The organism is Pseudomonas koreensis, assembly GCF_025447595.1.
Taxonomy (GTDB): Bacteria; Pseudomonadota; Gammaproteobacteria; order Pseudomonadales; family Pseudomonadaceae; genus Aquipseudomonas; species Aquipseudomonas koreensis_H.
The window spans coordinates 1-17,611 of the sequence record NZ_JAOEJU010000028.1 but is presented as its reverse complement, the minus strand read 5'-3'; the positions used below and the strand labels follow the sequence as shown (position 1 = coordinate 17,611).

At 54.0% G+C, this 17,611-nt stretch carries 16 protein-coding genes and 1 pseudogene; 5 read left to right on the top strand and 12 right to left on the bottom strand.

Annotated elements, in window-relative coordinates:
- Positions 1-117: 117 nt before the first annotated feature.
- The 4 genes from N8H71_RS25205 (at position 118) to N8H71_RS25190 (ending at position 5,039) form a co-directional block, all read left to right on the top strand.
- Positions 118-771, top strand: coding sequence for an ABC transporter ATP-binding protein (locus tag N8H71_RS25205; protein WP_262196076.1), 654 nt, complete (start codon positions 118-120; stop codon positions 769-771).
- Entirely contained in the window at positions 768-3,239 is a 2,472-nt protein-coding gene (locus N8H71_RS25200; RefSeq protein ID WP_262196075.1) for an ABC transporter permease, read from the top strand. The genes N8H71_RS25205 and N8H71_RS25200 overlap by 4 nt, the downstream gene beginning before the upstream one ends.
- A complete protein-coding gene (locus tag N8H71_RS25195; RefSeq protein ID WP_262196074.1) occupies positions 3,229-4,296 on the top strand; it encodes a lipocalin-like domain-containing protein in 1,068 nt (355 codons plus the stop codon). The genes N8H71_RS25200 and N8H71_RS25195 overlap by 11 nt, the downstream gene beginning before the upstream one ends.
- 167 nt (positions 4,297-4,463) lie before the next feature.
- Positions 4,464-5,039: a hypothetical protein gene (locus tag N8H71_RS25190; protein WP_262196073.1), complete on the top strand. Its 576-nt coding sequence runs from the start codon at positions 4,464-4,466 to the stop codon at positions 5,037-5,039.
- Between the two features lie 314 nt (positions 5,040-5,353).
- Here the strand turns inward: N8H71_RS25190 and N8H71_RS25185 are convergent, their stop codons facing one another.
- Positions 5,354-6,175 (bottom strand): glycosyltransferase family 2 protein, encoded by an 822-nt coding sequence (locus tag N8H71_RS25185; protein ID WP_262196072.1) that lies wholly within the window; start codon positions 6,173-6,175, stop codon positions 5,354-5,356.
- Between the two features lie 244 nt (positions 6,176-6,419).
- Between N8H71_RS25185 and N8H71_RS25180 the strand changes: the two genes are divergently transcribed.
- Positions 6,420-7,238, top strand: a complete 819-nt coding sequence (locus tag N8H71_RS25180) for a VanW family protein (protein ID WP_262196125.1) — start codon at positions 6,420-6,422, stop codon at positions 7,236-7,238.
- Between the two features lie 57 nt (positions 7,239-7,295).
- Here the strand turns inward: N8H71_RS25180 and N8H71_RS25175 are convergent, their stop codons facing one another.
- The 11 genes and pseudogenes from N8H71_RS25175 to N8H71_RS25125 form a co-directional block, all read right to left on the bottom strand.
- A complete protein-coding gene (locus tag N8H71_RS25175; RefSeq protein WP_262196071.1) occupies positions 7,296-7,601 on the bottom strand; it encodes a hypothetical protein in 306 nt (101 codons plus the stop codon).
- A 146-nt stretch (positions 7,602-7,747) separates the two neighbouring features.
- Entirely contained in the window at positions 7,748-8,245 is a 498-nt protein-coding gene (locus N8H71_RS25170) for a hypothetical protein (protein WP_262196070.1), read from the bottom strand.
- Positions 8,246-8,366: 121 nt separating this feature from the next.
- Positions 8,367-8,837 (bottom strand): hypothetical protein, encoded by a 471-nt coding sequence (locus N8H71_RS25165; protein ID WP_262196069.1) that lies wholly within the window; start codon positions 8,835-8,837, stop codon positions 8,367-8,369.
- A gap of 88 nt (positions 8,838-8,925) precedes the next feature.
- Positions 8,926-9,363 (bottom strand): immunity 22 family protein, encoded by a 438-nt coding sequence (locus N8H71_RS25160; protein ID WP_256579663.1) that lies wholly within the window; start codon positions 9,361-9,363, stop codon positions 8,926-8,928.
- Between the two features lie 459 nt (positions 9,364-9,822).
- Entirely contained in the window at positions 9,823-10,443 is a 621-nt protein-coding gene (locus N8H71_RS25155; protein WP_262196068.1) for a hypothetical protein, read from the bottom strand.
- A complete protein-coding gene (locus N8H71_RS25150; protein WP_262196067.1) occupies positions 10,440-10,643 on the bottom strand; it encodes a hypothetical protein in 204 nt (67 codons plus the stop codon). Before N8H71_RS25150 ends, N8H71_RS25155 begins: the two co-directional genes overlap by 4 nt.
- Before the next feature lie 174 nt (positions 10,644-10,817).
- The gene (locus N8H71_RS25145) at positions 10,818-11,138 is read right to left on the bottom strand and encodes a HEAT repeat domain-containing protein (protein WP_262196066.1); all 321 of its coding nucleotides are present in this window, start codon (positions 11,136-11,138) and stop codon (positions 10,818-10,820) included.
- A 285-nt stretch (positions 11,139-11,423) separates the two neighbouring features.
- Positions 11,424-11,810, bottom strand: coding sequence for a hypothetical protein (locus tag N8H71_RS25140; protein ID WP_262196065.1), 387 nt, complete (start codon positions 11,808-11,810; stop codon positions 11,424-11,426).
- The gene (locus N8H71_RS25135) at positions 11,807-16,618 is read right to left on the bottom strand and encodes an RHS repeat-associated core domain-containing protein (protein WP_262196064.1); all 4,812 of its coding nucleotides are present in this window, start codon (positions 16,616-16,618) and stop codon (positions 11,807-11,809) included. The genes N8H71_RS25140 and N8H71_RS25135 overlap by 4 nt, the downstream gene beginning before the upstream one ends.
- Positions 16,615-17,358, bottom strand: a complete 744-nt coding sequence (locus tag N8H71_RS25130; protein ID WP_262196063.1) for a DUF4123 domain-containing protein — start codon at positions 17,356-17,358, stop codon at positions 16,615-16,617. Before N8H71_RS25130 ends, N8H71_RS25135 begins: the two co-directional genes overlap by 4 nt.
- A pseudogene (locus tag N8H71_RS25125) lies at positions 17,348-17,611 on the bottom strand (DUF2345 domain-containing protein); the annotation flags it as partial. The pseudogene N8H71_RS25125 and the gene N8H71_RS25130, both read right to left, overlap by 11 nt.

The window sequence follows — 17,611 nt, the reverse complement described above, 5'->3', positions numbered from 1 at the left end:
TGCAGCTCCCTGTGGGAGCGAGCCTGCTCGCGATGAGGGTGGATCAAACACTGCAGAGTTCAGATCCATTCCTTGTATCCGCTATCCTTGGCCGACACGGATCGATCGGATGGCGGCATGCTCCAGGTTCAAAACGTCTTCAAAAGCTACCTCACCCCGCAAGGCCCGTTGCCGGTGCTGCAAGGCATCGACCTGACGCTCAAGCCCGGCAGCAGTCTGGCGCTGATGGGCGAGTCGGGCAGCGGCAAGAGCACGCTGCTGCACCTGATCGCCGGGCTCGACAAGGTCGACAGCGGCGCAATCAGCAGCGGCGAACATCGGCTGGACCGGATGAACGAGGCGCAACTGGCCAACTGGCGGCGCACCGAAATCGGTCTGGTGTTCCAGCAGTACAACCTGATCGGCAGCCTGCGGATCGAGGACAACCTGGCGTTTCAGGCGCGGCTGGCCGGGCGGCATGATCCGCGCTGGCAGCATCATCTGGTGCAGCGTCTGGGGCTGGGTGAATTGCTCAAGCGCTATCCCGAACAACTCTCCGGCGGCCAGCAACAGCGGGTCGCGCTCGGTCGTGCGCTGGCCTCGCAACCAAAATTGCTGCTGGCCGACGAGCCCACCGGCAGCCTCGACGAAGCCACCAGCGACGAAGTGCTGCGACTGTTGCTGGAATTGCTCGATGACACCCCGACCACCTTGCTGATGGTCACCCACAGTCAGCGCGTGGCAGCGCGGCTGGCGGAGCGCGTGGTGCTGTCCAGCGGTCGGTTGACGTGAGGGTTTTCCGCCACGCGTTGATGGCGCTGCTCAGTCACTGGCGGCGCCATCCGGTGCAGTTTTTCAGCGTGCTGACCGGGTTATGGCTGGCCACCAGTCTGTTGACCGGGGTCGAAGCGCTCAACAGTCAGGCGCGGGACAGTTACGCCCGGGCCAGCCAGTTGATCGGCGGCGAACCCCAGGCCAGCCTGAGCACGCCGAACGGCGCGACCTTCCCGCAACAATGGTTCGTTGACCTGCGACGTCTGGGCTGGCCGGTGTCGCCGGTGCTGCAAGGACGCCTGATTCTCAAGGGCCACGAAAATCAGCGTCTGCAATTGATGGGCATCGAGCCTGTGTCCTTGCCCGGCGACAGCGCGGTGGCCGGGCAGGCGATGCCGATCGAGCGAGTTGTCGAGTTCTTCAGCCCGCCGGGCAGCACCTGGATTTCTCCAGAGACCTTGCGGGTGCTGAATCTCGCCGAGGGCGCGACCCCGGCCACCGAGACCGGCCAGACGCTGCCACCGCTGCGAGCGCAAATCGACATGGCCCCCGGCATGCTGTTAGTGGATATTGGCGTCGCACAGCGCGTGCTCGAGCAACCTGATCAACTGTCACGTCTGTTGCTGCCGAAGGATTTCCACGGCGACGTCCCGGCCGCGTTCAAAGGCCAGTTGCAGCTCAAAAGCAGTGGCGAGGAAAACAACCTTGCGCGACTGACCGAAAGCTTCCACCTCAACCTCGATGCCCTCGGGTTTCTCTCGTTCATTGTCGGTTTGTTCATTGTCCACGCGGCCATCGGTCTGGCGCTGGAGCAGCGCCGGGGATTACTGCGCACCTTGAGGGCCTGCGGGGTCAGCGCACGGATGTTGATCGCTTGCCTGATCGTTGAACTCGGCGCGCTGGCGTTGATCGGCGGGTTGTTCGGCGTGGTCAGCGGTTACTGGCTGGCGAGCGTGCTGTTGCCGGACGTCGCCGCCAGCCTGCGCGGTCTGTACGGCGCGGAAGTGGCGGGGCAGTTGCGTCTGAGTCCGTGGTGGTGGTTCAGCGGCATCGGCTTGAGCCTGCTCGGCGCGTTGCTGGCCGGGGCCAACAGTCTGCTGCGGGCGGCGCGTCTGCCGTTGCTGGCGGTGGCGGATCCGCAGGCCTGGCATCAGCAACATGCGCGCTGGTTGCGGCGTCAGGGGGGGGTGGCCGGTGTATGTGCGTCGATTGCGTTGGCGGCGCTGGTGTGGGGCAACAGTCTCGCCAGCGGTTTTGTATTGATGGCGGGGCTGTTGCTCGGCGCCGCGCTGGCGCTGCCGGTGTTGCTCAGCGCGCTGCTCAACGGTTTGCTCGGGCGCAGCCGCTCGGTGCTCGGGCAATGGTTTCTCGCCGATTGCCGCCAGCAATTGCCGGCGCTGAGCCTGGCGTTGATGGCGCTGCTGCTGGCGATGGCGGCGAACATCGGCGCCGGCAGCATGACCGCCGGTTTCCGCCAGACTTTTAACGACTGGCTCGAACAACGGCTCACCGCCGAGCTCTACCTGAATCCGAGCAATCCGGCCCAGTCCCGCGAGCTGTACACCTGGCTCAAACAGCAACCAAACGTCACCGCAATCATGCCTAACTGGCAGGTTTCGGTGACGCTGCAAGGCTGGCCGGCGGACGTGTTCGGGATCATCGATCATCCGCACTATCGCCAGCACTGGCCGTTGCTCGAAGCGCGGGGCGACGACCCGTGGGCGGCGCTGGCGAGCGACGATGCGGTGATGCTCAGCGAACAACTCGCCCGCCGACTCAAGGTCCGGCCGGGCGATCACCTGACGATTCCCACACCGGGGCTGCCATGGTCGCCGCGCATCGTCGGCATCTACGCCGACTACGGCAATCCCAAAGGCCATGTGCTGGTTAACAGCAATCACCTGTTGCGCGGCTGGCCGCAACTGACGCCGAATCGCTTCAACCTGCGCATCGACCCGCCGAAGATCCCGGCGCTGCTCACGGCCTTGCAGGCCCGCTTCCAGCTTGATGACAGTCGCATCGTCGATCAGGCGCGGCTCAAGGGCTGGTCGGTTCAGGTGTTTGAACGCACCTTCGCCGCGACAGCCGCGCTCAACAGTCTGACCCTGGCGGTCGCCGGTGTGGCGCTGTTCATCAGCCTGCTGACCCAGAGCCAGAGCCGTCTCGGCCAGCTCGCACCATTGTGGGCGTTGGGCGTGACGCGGCGGCAGTTGATGCTGCTCAACCTCGGGCAGACGTGGCTTCTGGCGCTGCTGACGCTGGTGCTGGCCTTGCCGTTGGGCATCGGCCTGGCGTGGTGCCTGGACGCGGTGATCAACGTTCAGGCCTTTGGCTGGCGTCTGCCGTTGCGGGTGTTTCCATTGCAGTTACTGCAACTGATGGGGCTGGCGCTGCTGGCGACGTTGCTGGCTTCGGCGTGGCCGCTGTATTCGCTGTACCGCACGCAACCGGCGGATCTGTTGAGGACGTTTGCTCATGAAGATTAGGTTCGTCGCGATGATGTTGCTGTTGATGCTCGGTGGCTGCGATGACAAGGCGCCGGAGCAAAAAGGCTTCGCCGGAATGGGCAATCAGGCGCAGGCCTTCACGCCGGTGGTGCCGGGGCGGGTGTTCAGCTTTCCGGCAGATCACGGTGCCCATGACGGTTTTCGTATCGAATGGTGGTACGTGACGGCCAATCTCAAGGATGCGCAGGGCAACGATTTCGGCGTGCAGTGGACGTTGTTTCGTAGTGCTTTGAACGCTGCGCCGCAGCAGCCGGGCTGGGCCAACCAGACGATCTGGCTCGGGCATGCGGCGGTGACCTCGGCCAGCGTCCACCACGCCGCTGAGCGCTATGCCCGTGGCGGCGTAGGGCAGGCCGGGGTGCGTGCAGCGCCGTTCGAGGCGTGGATCGATGACTGGCGTTTCGTCAGTCAGGCGAGCGATCCGCTGGCAGACTTGCAGCTCAGCGCCCGGGATAAAAACTTCAGCTACCAACTGCGCCTTGCCTCCAGTCGCCCGTTGGTGCTGCAAGGCGACAAGGGTTTCAGCCAGAAATCCGAACAGGGCCAGGCGTCGTATTACTACAGTCAGCCGTTTTTCCAGGCCAGCGGCACTCTTCAGATCGACGGACAGACCTACACCGTCAACGGTCCGGCATGGCTCGACCGCGAATGGAGCAGCCAGCCGCTGACCGCCAACCAGACGGGGTGGGACTGGTTCTCCCTGCATCTTGATGGCGGCGAACACGTCATGCTTTACCGCATGCGTCAGAAGGAAGGGGCGCCGTATCTCACCGGCACGTGGATCGCCGCCGATGGCCAGACAGAAACGCTGCACGCCGAGCAGATCAAGCTGACTCCGCAGGACACTGCGAACGTCGCCGGCCGTTCGATGTCGGTGCGCTGGTCGATCGGGATTTCTGCAAAAAATCTGCAGATCACCCTCGATGCAGTCAACCCCGACGCCTGGATGAACCTGCGCATTCCGTATTGGGAAGGGCCGGTGCGGTTGAGTGGTAATCGGGGCGGGCAGGGGTATCTGGAGATGACGGGCTATTGAACGCTTGGTTTCTGGCGCTGGAACAGGTCTCGGTATGCCCCCTCTACTTCCCACTGCGCAGAGGACCGCGAAGAACCCCTGATCAGCGTCTACGCTGAATGGCACACACCGCGCTCGGCGCATTTCGGCGGGGTGTGCCGCCATCTCTCACAGGGAAGATTTCGCTTATGACGCTCAACGCACTGACGAAAGCCATCGCACTTGCCGTGACCCTCGGCGCCGCCAGTCTCAATGCAATGGCTGCTGAAATTCTGCTGGCCACAGACATTCAGGCCGACAAGTTGACGGCCACGGTGGTGAAGGTCGATCCGGCCAACCATCAGGTCGTACTGCAGGGCAATGAAGGAAAACAGGTGAATGTGCAGCTCACCGACAAGGCCAAAAATCTCGGAAAACTGAAAGCCGGCGACAAGGTCGATATCGAAGTCGTGCGTGCCGTCGCTGCGGTGCTTGATACCGAGGTCGATAAAAGTCCACCCGGCGTTGTCGAGCATACCGGCGAAGTGCGCAACGCACCGGGCAGTGCCAAACCCGGCGGAGAGGCGTTCCGTCAGGTTCGGGTCCAGTTGAAAATTACTAAAATTGATTTGGCCAAAAATCAGGTCACGCTGGAAAACCCGTCTGGCCAGTCGAAAACCCTCAACGTCGAAAAGCCTGAAATTCAGGCCAAACTGAAAAATCTCAAAGTCGGTCAGACGGTATTTGTCACTTACACCGATGTATTAAAAGTGACCACTCAGTAATAAAGTCGAGTATTAACTCTACAAGATGGTTGTTCTTGTACAAATAATTGTATGAGAACAATCATTTTAAGAGCCTTGTACAGATGTTGGGTCGATGAAAATCCGGTTAACTCATTCGTACATAAATTTCACATTTATCTGCTAGGACATATGTGCCAATTGATATTAAAATCCCACCCGTTCGCCCAGTGTCAGGGCTCTTTACCGGTGCATGGATTGCCAGGCCATTACACTGGGCGAACACCTCCTCGGAGTGGAGGCCAAAGAATTCAGATGCAAAAAGGGCGACTTTAAAGTCGCCCTTTTTATTTGTCTTACGATTTGGCAGGTCGCATGCCTTGTTGTAAATGCAGGCGCTTGAGCGTTTCCTGATACATGGTGGTGCGGCGGTGCTGTGTGCCGTATCCACCGATCGCGGCCACGGTGCCGGCCTGGATGTGATCGAGGTAGCGGAAGATCTTCCTTGGCGAGAGGCATTTGATGCCGTAGCCAAGGTTGCTTAAACGATCCTGCAGCGTGTATCCCGGAACCCGGTCGTCCATCGAAAAATGCAGCCCGTGAGCCTTGATCAGCCGTGCATTCCACAAGGTGCAGAAGCTTTTCAGATGAGTTTCCCGGTAGGGTTTTGGATCTCTGGAGGGCAACCCGAAGTGTTGTTTTGCCCGACGGAAATAGTGCTTGAAGTAACGCGAAGACAAACGCCAGGTGTCTCTAAGGACGCCGCGATCCAATTGCTCGACGCAACCTACCGCCGCTGTATCCAAAGATTGCATACACTCATTCATCATCATCGAAAAGACAGTACTGTCAAAAACGAAAGTGTCGGTGTGCAGCAAAAACAGGTAATCCGTTTCAACTTTCGCAAGTGCCAGATCAAGTGCCTTGCCATGAGCAATATGCCCCGCTTCCTTGCCGGGTGAAGGGCGCTCGATCAAGTTGATCCACTCCAGAGACCGCAAGTAGATCAGGCTTTCATCGGCGGAATCGTTATCCACCACCCACACCGGAATTTGATGCTCCTTGACGTACTGCTGGAGAAACTCCAGGCACATCCGGGTTATTTCCGGCGTCTTGTAATTGACCAATACAAGACTGAAGGCGGGCAGTTGTTTAGAGGTGGAATCGATCGCGCTCATGGTCTGGGCTCACTTCAAGTTGAAGGGTTCTGCTGACGGCAATCAGCACACAGAACCGCTGCTTTGTGGCCCGGATGGTAGGGACGCAACCTTAGTTGAAACTTAATTTTCGAGCGCCCGGGCCGGGCGACTTGTTACGGCTTGCGACACCGGCGAGGCGCTTGGCGATCAAGCGCGGTTCCACGGTAAGATGCGCCGCCATTTCAAGCTCAAGGAAGACAACGGCCCGCGCCGTTCGCCACGGATGAAACCACTTTCCCTCTACCACCCGGCCCTTTACGGGCTGCGTGTGTGGCAAAAAAGACTGTTCCGCCACATCGCCTGGCATTGCTCGAGCAAACGCTACGCGCGGCCTGCCACGACGTCAGAGCGCTTGCCTTACCGCTACCTCAAACACACCTCAAAACTGATCCGCAAACTCGGCGACTCCGACCTTGCGCTGCAACACAACAAAGTCATCAACCTCAAACTCGCCGTCGCTGCCATCGACGGCGTCATCATCGCCCCCGGCGAATATTTCTCCTTCTGCCGCCTCGTCGGCCGCCCGACCCGCCAACGCGGCTACGTCGAAGGCATGGAACTCTCATTCGGCGAAGCCCGCACCGGCATCGGCGGCGGCATCTGCCAACTCAGCAACCTCATCCACTGGATGGCCATTCACTCACCCCTGGTCGTCATCGAACGCGCCAACCACAGCTTCGACCCCTTCCCGGACCACGGCCGCGTCCTGCCATTCGGCTCCGGCGCGGCGATCTTCTACAACTACATCGACCTGGTACTGCACAACCCGACGGATCGCAGCTTTCAGCTGAAGCTGAAGGTGGGGGAGACGCAACTGGAGGGGGAGTTGTTGTGCGACCGGGAGCGGGCTTATCGGTATCACGTGTTTGAAGTGGGGCATCGGTTTGTGCGGGAGGGGGAGCGGGTGTATCGGGAGAATGAGATTTGGCGGGAGGTAAGGGAGAAGGGGCAGGTGGGGGCGTTGGTGGAGAGGGAGCGGTTGTATGGGAATCGGGTGGTGGTTAAGTATGAGGTTTTGGAGGGGATGATTGAGGGCGGATAGCGGGAATGTTGTTTTGGCCAGTTGTTTTAATCCAAATATCGAAAGTGTTTGTCGATTCTAGCTTTCCAGGTTTTTCAAAATGTTCTCTAGCGCGATTTTCAGCTCTGCCCAGTTTTTGGCTTTTTCACAATGAGTAGGATTTTGCCAGTCTTGATTGCGGATTAGAGAGATTACAAAGGAACCGTATGTGCTGAATTCTGGATACCATCCGATATCGAGTATTTGGCCGCATGGGAAAGTCGCTTGAAAAAGGTCTTCCTTCAAGTTTTCTATTTCGAGAGAGATGTCGAGTATTTGATCAAGCTGGGAAATGTCATCGAGAGTTATTTTGGCTCCGAGAGTGATGATTTTGCTTGTGTTCATTTAGTGATCTCCAAGGGGACAAAAGGGGACAGATTTGTTTTCAGTTTTAATCAGCAAAAAATAGATCTGTCCCCTTTGGATTCTTTGGATTCTTTGGATTAGAAAAATAAATAAGTTTCCTCTGGTTATAGGCCTCGTTGGTGAACTCAGTTGCGAAAGTAGAGCTCGTCGATCTGCCGTCGTCGAATCGATAAATACTCTTCCCAGATTTTCGGAAAGTCTTCGTCGCGGGTAAGGGGGAAGGTCAGGTAAATGTGTTTACCACTAACGCTAAAATACTGCCTCGTCCGTTTGAATGCGGGTTGCTCGTGAACTGATACACTCTCATCATAACCATCGTGGCGCTGCTGGATACTGATCCGGTGCGGAGCAATCATTCCTCGTGAAAAGTCGATGACCCAACTGCTGTCCACGGCAGTGGTGAGGTAACCGTACACGCCATTGTCGGATAAGCGAATACACGATCTAGCGTGTACGCCCTCATCATCGTTTACCAGTACGATTTGGTCGTTGAAATAATTGATGCGGCTTTGATTAGGACCTGTTAGCAGAAGACCCCAACCCTCTGCTCCCATATGGAACTCACCTGTATTGTTAAATTCTGCAATCCAGTCATTCGGTAGGATGATTTTGTGTCTGCTCATGTTGAGTACTTTAGTTGCTTTAGTTGGTTCAAAAAAGGCGATTTATTTCTTCAAAGGAAAATGAATCTGTCTTTTTAGTTATTTAGTTCTGTGAAGGATTGATTTGGTAACTTTGGTTGTGTTAGAGGTTGGTGATGTTGTCTGGGCCTCCACTGTTGATAAGTATTTTGATCCGACGATTGAAGAGTTCAAGCTCTTCAGGAATGTTGTGGGTCTTAACTGCTTTTTTGAGAAAGGACATTGTTGCCGAGACTATTTGTTTTTCATTATTGTCAGCGTCTCGGATTAGATCGAATCCATCCTTCGAAAGATGGGGGTGCTTGGTTCTTAAGTAGTAATAGCAGTCGATGTTCTCAAGAAGGTCGTGTGCATCGGCTATCGTAAGTTCTACAGTGCTTAGATACGAGCTAAATGCGTTTTTCAGTACATCTGTGGAGTTATTCAGTGATTTTAAAAATACGCTCGAATCCTGCCAGTTTCTGATATGTAGCTGAGTTCCCCAGTCGGGGTCTCTCGTGAAATACTCTCCTTTGCCCCTAAAATAATCTGGGAACTCGTGTTTGCTTAGCGCAATTTCAAAGTTGCTCGTCATTGTGCGTACTTGGTTTTTCATATGAAAAGGGGGAAGATTTATTTTTGCTAAAGAAAATAAATCTATTCCCTTTGGATTAGGTTTGTCGCTACTCTTTGTATGTGAATGTGCCTCTGAAAGTGATTTCTTTGCCTCGGATTACGCGGGCTGGTGGATTGCCTTGAAAAGTGAAGTCGTATATTGCAATAAGGGTGTCTATTGTTTGATTGGTAGGCTGAATATTCTTTGATTTTATGTCTGAGGATATATCGGAATCGTAAGAAAAGCCTTTAATTGCGCTCTCAAGAGAGTTGGTGTTTTCGACTTTGTCGGCTTCGATAAAATCATTATCTATAAAGCCAAGTGAAAACGCATTTGTGAACTCGCATCCAAGCGAGTCTCCATCTTCTGAATATGCCGGCAACATTATTTCCTGGAGTGTTGACGGCTCCCAACCAGTTTTTGCAGTCCAGATTGAGACTGTTTTTGTTTCTACCATTTTTTGTGCCTTAATTTTTGAGACCTGAAGGAAGGGAGTCAACGCCACCGTCTAGTCTTCTGCCAGCCCATTCATTGAGTCCTTGGCGGAACTCGCCATAATCTTTCGAATTGTCAATTACTTTAAGTATTTCATTGTGTGCTTTTGTAGACCCTTTGCCTCCATGATGACCAGTAGGGTTTACAAATTTCACGTCACTAATTGCGGTCCGTAGCTCATATATCTGTTCAGCACTCACGCCCCAGCGCTTGAATGTGTCAGCTCTCGAAACCATGTGCCACTCATGCATTCCTCCCGGGTATCTCAGCCGATCTTTAATGGCGTTTTTATAAGCTTCATTGGACCAAACAGTGTCGAACTCATCAGGTGTAAGCTCGTTGAATCATTTGTTGAACGCTCCATCTTTAACACTGGGGACGCTGCCTCCAGAGTGAAAAGGGGACAGATTTATTTTCTTTAACGAAAAATAAATCTGTCCCCTTTGGCTGCCTTTGGCTGTCCTGGTAATTATTTATTGTAAATTCGATAGCCAGCGTCAAAGTTGCTAATTGTATGGGTGTTGCTATATGTGGCGTCGAATAGGCCTGTGAGAGGTGGTTGAGTAGGTTTTTCTCTTGAATTTAGTTTTTCTAAAGATTTTTGAAGCTCGGGGTAGCTTTCTATGTATGTGTAGTCTGATGAGTTAAATTCAAGTGTTATAGTGCTGGGTGAAATGAATGCGAAGTTAATTAAAAGCTCCGGGTTCGAAAAGAGCCTTCCGCTGATGTCGTAGATCTTGTCTCCGGAGTTCAATTTTTGGCCGTGGCGTTCGTGGGTCAAATATCCGTAGTCTTGGTTTAACAGTCGTAATAATTTTTCGTAGCCTTTTATTGCCTCAAAGGAAATACTGGCTTGTCTTATTACAAGGAAGCCGTCTTCGGTCATGTTCTCCAAAAAATTTGAGTTCTGCCTGTTGATCGAGGCGATGACGGGCTCGTCGATTAAGTTAAGTACGAAGTTTGATAGATTAAGGTGAAATTTTTCCCGAGGGTTTTCGATGGGGGGGATATTGATATAGCTTATGATCCCGCCTGCGTTATCGGAGTCGATCGCGCCGAAGCACTCTGTGATATCAATTGAAAAAATCATTTTGCTCTCTCGATAATGAACCGATCAAGTGATTTGGATCCGATCTGCTCGCCTTCGATGGTCTTGAACCCCTTTGGATCAACTTTCGCTTGTGAAACGATTTTAAGCCCGAGCTCTTCAATTCTTTTGAGTGATTTTTTTATATATTTGTTGGCGTAAGCACTGCCGGTGATGGTTATCTGTCCATTTTCAGATAGCACTCTTAGGATCTCCGTATTGAAAAGGGGACAGATTTATTTTTGGGGCGCTTTTCTTGCCCGTTGTTACTTTGTTAGGTTGATTCGGCTTTGATCAGCAGATTATTGAGTTCAGGCTCAATTTCTTCATGGGGGGTGTTTTTTATAACCTCTTTGATGAAAGGTACATATTTTTTTCTATAGGGCTTCTGCCCAGTCGAGTTCATATATTGCAACTGTTTTTACATCTTTGTAGTTTGATTCGGAAAGTAAAAGTTTCAGTATTTCTATTGAGCGTTCAGTACGGTCCTCACCCAATGAGACCGCGCAACGTTGTTGCCAATATTCTGGCTTGGAAAGTATCTCTGTTGTTAAACGGTCCCATTGTTTTTTTGTAAAGTCTATCAGGACGGTTTTTGCAACAAGCTCGGTGGTGTATTCTGTCCAGTTTGAATCTTCTGAATCACCAATCCAGGTACAAAGCTTTCCATAAATCTCATCTTTTTCAAAGTTGCTCATTGAGTCGCTCCTGTCGGATATGATGAAGTAACGGCATCGTTTTCTTTGATAACCTGCCATTCAACGCCATCAACAATTTTTGTATGTTCGGTGACGAGAGCTACAGGTTCATTTCCTAAAAACTTTCTAGGTTCTGCTGCTACTTCATCATTAACTTTCAGTATTTTTGCGCCAGTCCAACTCTTAGGTGCGAAGGTATGATTGAAAAGGGGGCAGATTTATTTTCTTCAGATAATATATCCGTCCCCTTTGGATTTTTTGCTTTTTCTTTTTTCGATTTGGTGGTTATAGCGGATATTCACAGCGCCATGGTGTAGTGAAAAGCTCTGGATTGATATCGAGTTTTTCAAGTAGAGCGTTGATCTCATCCTCGGAGTTCATGGTTTCTATTTTTTCGATAGTAATATCGCGGTCATCTATGCCGTCGCTTGTTTCAAGTGTTTCGGTAGGAATTGTAAATATTACAATCGCGTATCGGAAGTTTTTTGAATGGTGGATGAAATCGTAGTATTGGTTTGGGTCGTTGGTGAAGGAGTACTTGTAAATGGCATAAACTGAAATCCATTTTCTTAATGATGGTTCATCGGATTTTAGCTCTTGCGCAATGTTGTCGTAGCCTGTCCCGTCAAGCCCATACCATACACTTCGTGGGATATATTTTTGCGCTGTCATTTTTGCCCCTCGAACGGATTCGGCCAATAAATTCGGATGACTTTTCCATCTTTTGGATGTAGCTGCAAATGAGGCATAGCGGCATGTGGGTCTGTTGGGCTGTGGTTCGCCATATAAACTTTTCGCGTTTCAATATTGGAGACAGGCGTGTCGTCCCAGTGGTAGTAGGATTCTTTGCCCTGAGGCGTTTGAAAATAATCCTTAGCTGTCACTGAGTTGAATTCCTCTGCGTTTCTATAGCCTTGACCTACATATTTCCCTCTAAATATTTCTTCTGCTTCCGCTCGGCTGCTTACAGTTACGTCCTTTGCACCTTGATCAAGCTGAGCTGACGCCCTTTTAACGGTAGGACTTGACCACTCTACATCTGGTGCTGATGGTTCTTTAGTATCGACTTTGGCATTTTTTGCCGGTGTTGTTGCGTTTCCTTGACCATCTCCATCTGGTGGGCATCCATTCAAACCCAACGGGTCCACCCACCCCGTAGGGTTAGGCACGTACTGGTAGTTATTCAACCCACCCGCAAGCTTGATCGGATCCGGTGTCAGAAACCGCCCAGTCCCCGGATTGTAGTAGCGGTGCCGGTTGTAATGTAACCCTGTCTCCGCATCGAAATACTGACCTTGGAACCGCAAAGGATTGTCGATTTCGCTGACGTCCAACGCCGCGAGGTTGCCGTACGCACGGTACTTCGCCGACCACATGATCTCGCCACTGTAGTCAGTGAGTTCCTGCGGTGTGCCCAGATGATCGAGCTGGTAGTAGAACGGCGTCGCCTTGCGCGGGCCTTCACCGTCGAGCATCGCCAGCGGTCGGAAGCTGCCCGGTTCGTAGATGTAGGTGCGATAACGGTTGTCACCGCTTTCGGCGATCAGACGTTCACCTTGCCACAAGAATTCGGTGGTATGACCATCGACAGTTTTCTCGATGCGGCGACCGAAGGCGTCGTACTTATAGGATGCAGTGCTGCCGCCCGGTAGGCTGGCGCCAATCAAGCGATGCTGGCAGTCGTAGCGGTATTCGGTGACGAGCTTCTGCCCGGTGCCACGGCGTTCGCGGATCAGGTTGCCATAGGCGTCGTAGTCGTAGTGGCGGTCGCCCTGCATCAACAGGCGGTTGCCTTTGATGTTTGCGAGGTTGGCTGTGCCTTCGTTGTTCTGGCCGAGCAGGTTGCCGGCCGGGTCGTGGGCGAAGGTTTCCGGTGTCGCGCCACGCACGCTGGTCAAGCGGTCCAGCGGGTCGTAGTGGAAGCTGCGGTTGCCCTTGCGGCTGTCATCGATGCCGGCGAGGTTGCCGTTGGCGTCGTAGTTATAGCGACGCTGGAACAGGTTTTTCTCGCGCTGGCTGACGCTGTGCGCTTGCAGGCGACCTTGTTCGTCGTACTGGTATTGGCTGAGCAGCAGTCCTTGTTGGCGTTGCTGTTCGCGACCGGCGCTGAATTGGTGGCTGGTCAGGCGTGAGCCGTTGAGGTCGATGCTGCTCAGACGTCCGCCGGACAAATGGCGGTAGTCGAGTGTGCTGCCGTCGGGGAGGCGGCAGTGACTCAGTTGCCCGACGCTGTCGTATTCGTAACGTGTGGTGCCCCAACCCTGGTGTTCGGTGATCAGGCGATCCTGCACGTCGTATTCGTAGGCCAGCGGCCAGTGACCGTCGTCGACATTCACCAAACGGCCAAGGGCATCGTAGCTGTAGTGAATTTCTTCGCCATCGGCGAGGGTTTTCACCAGCAGCCGCCCGGCAGCATCACGCTGATATTCGGTGATCAGTTCGCTGCCGTCGTCGCCGAATTCGGTTTTCTTCAGCAACTGGCCGTTGAGGTCGTATTCGTACGCGGTGCGGCGGCCGTCGAAACCGGTTTCCTGCTGGATCAGGCCGTTGGCGTAGTAGTCGAGCTTGTAGTGCTCGCCGCGTTCGTTTTCGATTTCAGTGAGTAGCAGACCGGCGTTGTCGTAGCGATAGCGCAATTGGCTGCCGTCGGAATTGATGCGGCGGCTGACCAGATGCAGGTTGTCGGCGTATTCGTAGCGGGTGATGCGGCCGAGCTCATCGCGCTCGGCGGTGACGCGTCCGTACGGGTTGTAAGTGAAAGCACGGGTGGCGCCGCCGGGGAGGGTGACCTGAGTCAGGCGGTCGACGGCGTCCCATTGGTAATGGGTGATGGCGCCGAATTCGTCCTGGCGGGTGATCTGCCGTCCAAGTGCATCGTAGCGATACTTGCGCTGACCACCGTCCGGAAGACGTTCCTCCAACAATTGACCGAGATTGTTCCAGCCCAGTTGATGGCGACTGCCATCAGGGTGATGAATTTCCAGCAGCCGGCCCTGACCGTCGTAGTTGTAGCGGGTTTCGTTGCCCTGTGGGTCGATTTGCTGGGTGATGTCGCCTTGACGGTTACGGCTGTATTGCCAACGTGCATTACCTCGTTGGACGTCGATGAGTTGGCCATTGAAGTAGTTGTACTGAGTGGGTTCGCCTTCTGGAGGAATTACCGCTATCAGACGGCCGGCTTCACTGTATTGATACTCAATGACCGCACCCAGTGGGTCCTTAATCGCAACTAGTCGCCCTTCATCGTCATAGGCCTTCTGTGTTTCACCGCCATCGGGTGCAGTTTCGCTGACCAGGCGTGCATTGTCGTCATGCACATAGATTTGCTCGCTGCCATCGGCGTTATAGACGGTGACTGAACCTTTATCGTCCCACTCGTAACGTGTTTCGAGTGACGAGTAGTTCGCCCAATGGCGGACACAACGAGAATGCTTGCCCTCGTGCTCCCATTCCCAAAAGAAGCTGGCGCCACCCGCCAATTGCCGCTCAAGGATGACGTGCTGGTCGTTGTAGCGGTAATGCTCGGTTTCGCCGGCGGCATTGGTCGCGGATACCAGTTGGTTCTGCGTGTTGTAGCGATAGCTGACCAGCGTCTGAATGGTCAACCATGGATCCTGGCGTTCGCCCCGCTCGTTGTACTCAGGACGCTGTTGTTGGTAGTCCAATGCGACGATGTGTCGGTTGTCGTAACGTAGCAGCAAGGAGCGACCCGCGCCGTTATCGATACGCTGGACGCGGTCCACCAAGTCATAGCTGATGTGTAACTGGTTGTCGTAGGCATCGCTGATCGTTATCAAGCGTCCAGCACGGAAGTGATAGAAGCGTGAGCTCGATCCGGCTTGAGTCAGGATCAACTCGCCGGGTGCATCACCCAGGAAGATTGCCGCCTGAGCCAGGCTGTTAGTAATGGCCGGACGTTGTGCGGTTGGTATCGGGAAGCGTGTCTGGCGGTTTTCATTGTCAGTCCACAGCACGCCCTCATCATCGAGTTGCAAGCTGTGGGAGAGCGAATGACTCCAGCCATGACCCAGACGACTGTCTATTTCGACTGCACTGCTACGGTACAGGCGCGTCCATTCGAAGGGCAGCAGGCCAGCCAATTTGCCATCGGTGAGTGTCAGCAACTCTTCACCGGTCACCATGGATACCGGATCACCGTTCTTGCAGGTATTGGCTGCACATTCGCTGGGCTTGTCCGCCGGGTTCTTTGATTGTTCCGGAGCGTTTTGAATAGACTCTTTTTGTTCCAGACGCGTTTCGTTCTGAGTCTTGCGTCGCGTGTGGATCTGAGAGTCCGGTTCAACCTTGGCACCCGCAGCCGGTGTGGGATGTTTGGGCTGAACGGCCGATTGGGCGGGCGTGTGAGGTGCGATCTCTGCCGCGACTTTTCTGCTTGAGTTGGTCACTCCAACGCCGGAAAGCCTCAACGGTGCGGCCGCCTCCGCGTGTGCTTTTGAGCGAATGCGGCTGATTTCAATCAGCTTGGCTGTGAGCTTCTCTACCAGTTTGAGAGCTTTTTCAGCCTGCAACGTTGATGTGACAGTTTTGGCGCCAGCACGTAATGCAACACCAAGGCCGGCAGTGAAGATAATCCCGAGAATAATATAAACAATTTCAGTTTTGAGTCTGGCGACAACTTGTGCCCGCGTTTGCGGTGGCAGCATAGTGACCCAGGCCCATACCGCAGAGATATAAACCCATAGAAGTGGCTCATCACATGCAATCAAGAATGCGGTTCGTAGTGACTCCTTCGATGAGTTATATATCTTTTTGATTGCCTCTTCGGTGAAGTACTTCTTGAGCTTTTCATAGTTTTTTCGAGGGTTGGTAACCAACTCGTAGAGCGACTTGATGTCGCCCCAAATGCTCATTATGAAGCTCCAGAAACCATCCCAGTCTGCTTGCATTTTCTGCCAGAGTTTTTCTGACAAGGATGCGTTGCTGTGCTCTTTCCAGAGGGGCAGGCATGTTGTGCTCCACTCACTTTCAAGCCATTTGGTCAAATCACCCATAACGCCATCATAGGATTTGAACAGGCGTTCGAGGTCAGCAGGAGTCGGATTCGGAAAGAAGGAGACCCGATACCGTTGGTGTGGCGTGAGGTCGGAAATAATCTCAATTCCGCTAGGGCCGATTTTCTTCTTTAGGGCGTCCCCCATCGGTTTGTTTTCTTTATCGACGGGTACTAGCTCGACTGGTGTGTTTCCAATCGGAACAAACCTTGCGGACTCGAAGCTATGAATGAGCGTTAGCTTTCCATTTTCAGGACAGGTTGCATAGTTTACGGCCCTTTCTTTACTGTCTTTAGGTGCAGGTTTTAATACCTCGTCACCGACCTGAAACTGTTGCTCCAGGTCAAGGCCAGGTAAGTATCTGGCCTTGGAACGATAATCTGAAAGGCAGCTTTTGAACTCGGCAATTATTTTTTTGGGGTCTGGTTGTTTCTCGGTGAGATAAATAAAAGTTTCGCCCAGGCTCATACATCTACCTCACTTTCCAGATGGGCCTTCAGCAGGCCGGTAAAATTTTCTTCCGTGAGTGGCGTGCGTTTTACGAAGCGCGCCACTTTCTTTTGCAGGTTCGATTCCGGGAACGAGAAGTACAGGTCGGCATGTTCGTCCAGCAGCCACTGCATCATGTTGCCGATCACGGTCGACGGATTTTCGGCCATCAAGCTGTCCAGCAGGTCTTTCGGCACCTCCCACCACGGCCAATCCCTCGCCTTCGGCACCACCCTCGGCCCGACTTCCAGGCTCCGCCCATTAATCAGATACCGCTCAAACACCGGCAACACTTCCCCAGCCGTCTCACCCAGCCCATCAAGAATCGGATAGATATGCCGCCCATCCCAGAACCGGAAAAACACTTCGGTCCCGTCCGGCATCTTCACTTGGGTCAAACTGCGCAGGTGTTCGAAAACTTCGTTGGGCTCCGAGCGGGAGACCGCCAGCCAGCCCCAGTCGAGGGCGTCGGTTTCGGTGATCCAGGGCAGGAAGGCTGAGTTGGCCTTGAGTTCGGCGACGTATGGCATCACCGGTTGCCAGGTGGAGTAGGGCGTTCCGCCCCAGACGGGAATGGCCTGCACGGACGGTTCGCTCTGATACAAGGCCTTGAGCGCTTCGGCATCGCTCGCGGCGCTGATAACCAGATACAGACGTTCGTCTTTCTGCAACGGCTGTTGTGCCAGCCAATCCTTGGGTGTCAGTCGATTAGATGGCACAGGCACCTGCCTTGCATTTTTCACACTCTTCACAAAACGGCGCATTACGCTTGAGGGTGTTGATTTGCGCCGGGGTCAGCACGGCACCTGCCTTATCGGCATCCGCCTGCTTCAGCACGCCTGGCATCAACGGCGCCGCCCCCGTGCCACTCCCCGGCCCACCGCCCGAGTTCACGTTGATCGCCGGCCCGCTCATGGTCACGCCGCCGCCATCGATCTTGATGAAGCTGCCACCGCCGACCAGTGTCAGTTC

Excerpts from the sequence above, each read along its gene's own strand:
- N8H71_RS25205 (WP_262196076.1), top strand. The coding sequence starts at position 118 with ATGCTCCAGGTTCAAAACGTCTTCAAAAGCTACCTCACCCCGCAAGGC.
- N8H71_RS25195 (WP_262196074.1), top strand. The coding sequence starts at position 3,229 with ATGAAGATTAGGTTCGTCGCGATGATGTTGCTGTTGATGCTCGGTGGC.
- N8H71_RS25190 (WP_262196073.1), top strand. The coding sequence starts at position 4,464 with ATGACGCTCAACGCACTGACGAAAGCCATCGCACTTGCCGTGACCCTC.
- N8H71_RS25185 (WP_262196072.1), bottom strand. The coding sequence starts at position 6,175 with ATGAGCGCGATCGATTCCACCTCTAAACAACTGCCCGCCTTCAGTCTT.
- N8H71_RS25180 (WP_262196125.1), top strand. The coding sequence starts at position 6,420 with ATGAAACCACTTTCCCTCTACCACCCGGCCCTTTACGGGCTGCGTGTG.
- N8H71_RS25175 (WP_262196071.1), bottom strand. The coding sequence starts at position 7,601 with ATGAACACAAGCAAAATCATCACTCTCGGAGCCAAAATAACTCTCGAT.
- N8H71_RS25170 (WP_262196070.1), bottom strand. The coding sequence starts at position 8,245 with ATGAGCAGACACAAAATCATCCTACCGAATGACTGGATTGCAGAATTT.
- N8H71_RS25165 (WP_262196069.1), bottom strand. The coding sequence starts at position 8,837 with ATGACGAGCAACTTTGAAATTGCGCTAAGCAAACACGAGTTCCCAGAT.
- N8H71_RS25155 (WP_262196068.1), bottom strand. The coding sequence starts at position 10,443 with ATGATTTTTTCAATTGATATCACAGAGTGCTTCGGCGCGATCGACTCC.
- N8H71_RS25145 (WP_262196066.1), bottom strand. The coding sequence starts at position 11,138 with ATGAGCAACTTTGAAAAAGATGAGATTTATGGAAAGCTTTGTACCTGG.
- N8H71_RS25140 (WP_262196065.1), bottom strand. The coding sequence starts at position 11,810 with ATGACAGCGCAAAAATATATCCCACGAAGTGTATGGTATGGGCTTGAC.
- N8H71_RS25135 (WP_262196064.1), bottom strand. The coding sequence starts at position 16,618 with ATGAGCCTGGGCGAAACTTTTATTTATCTCACCGAGAAACAACCAGAC.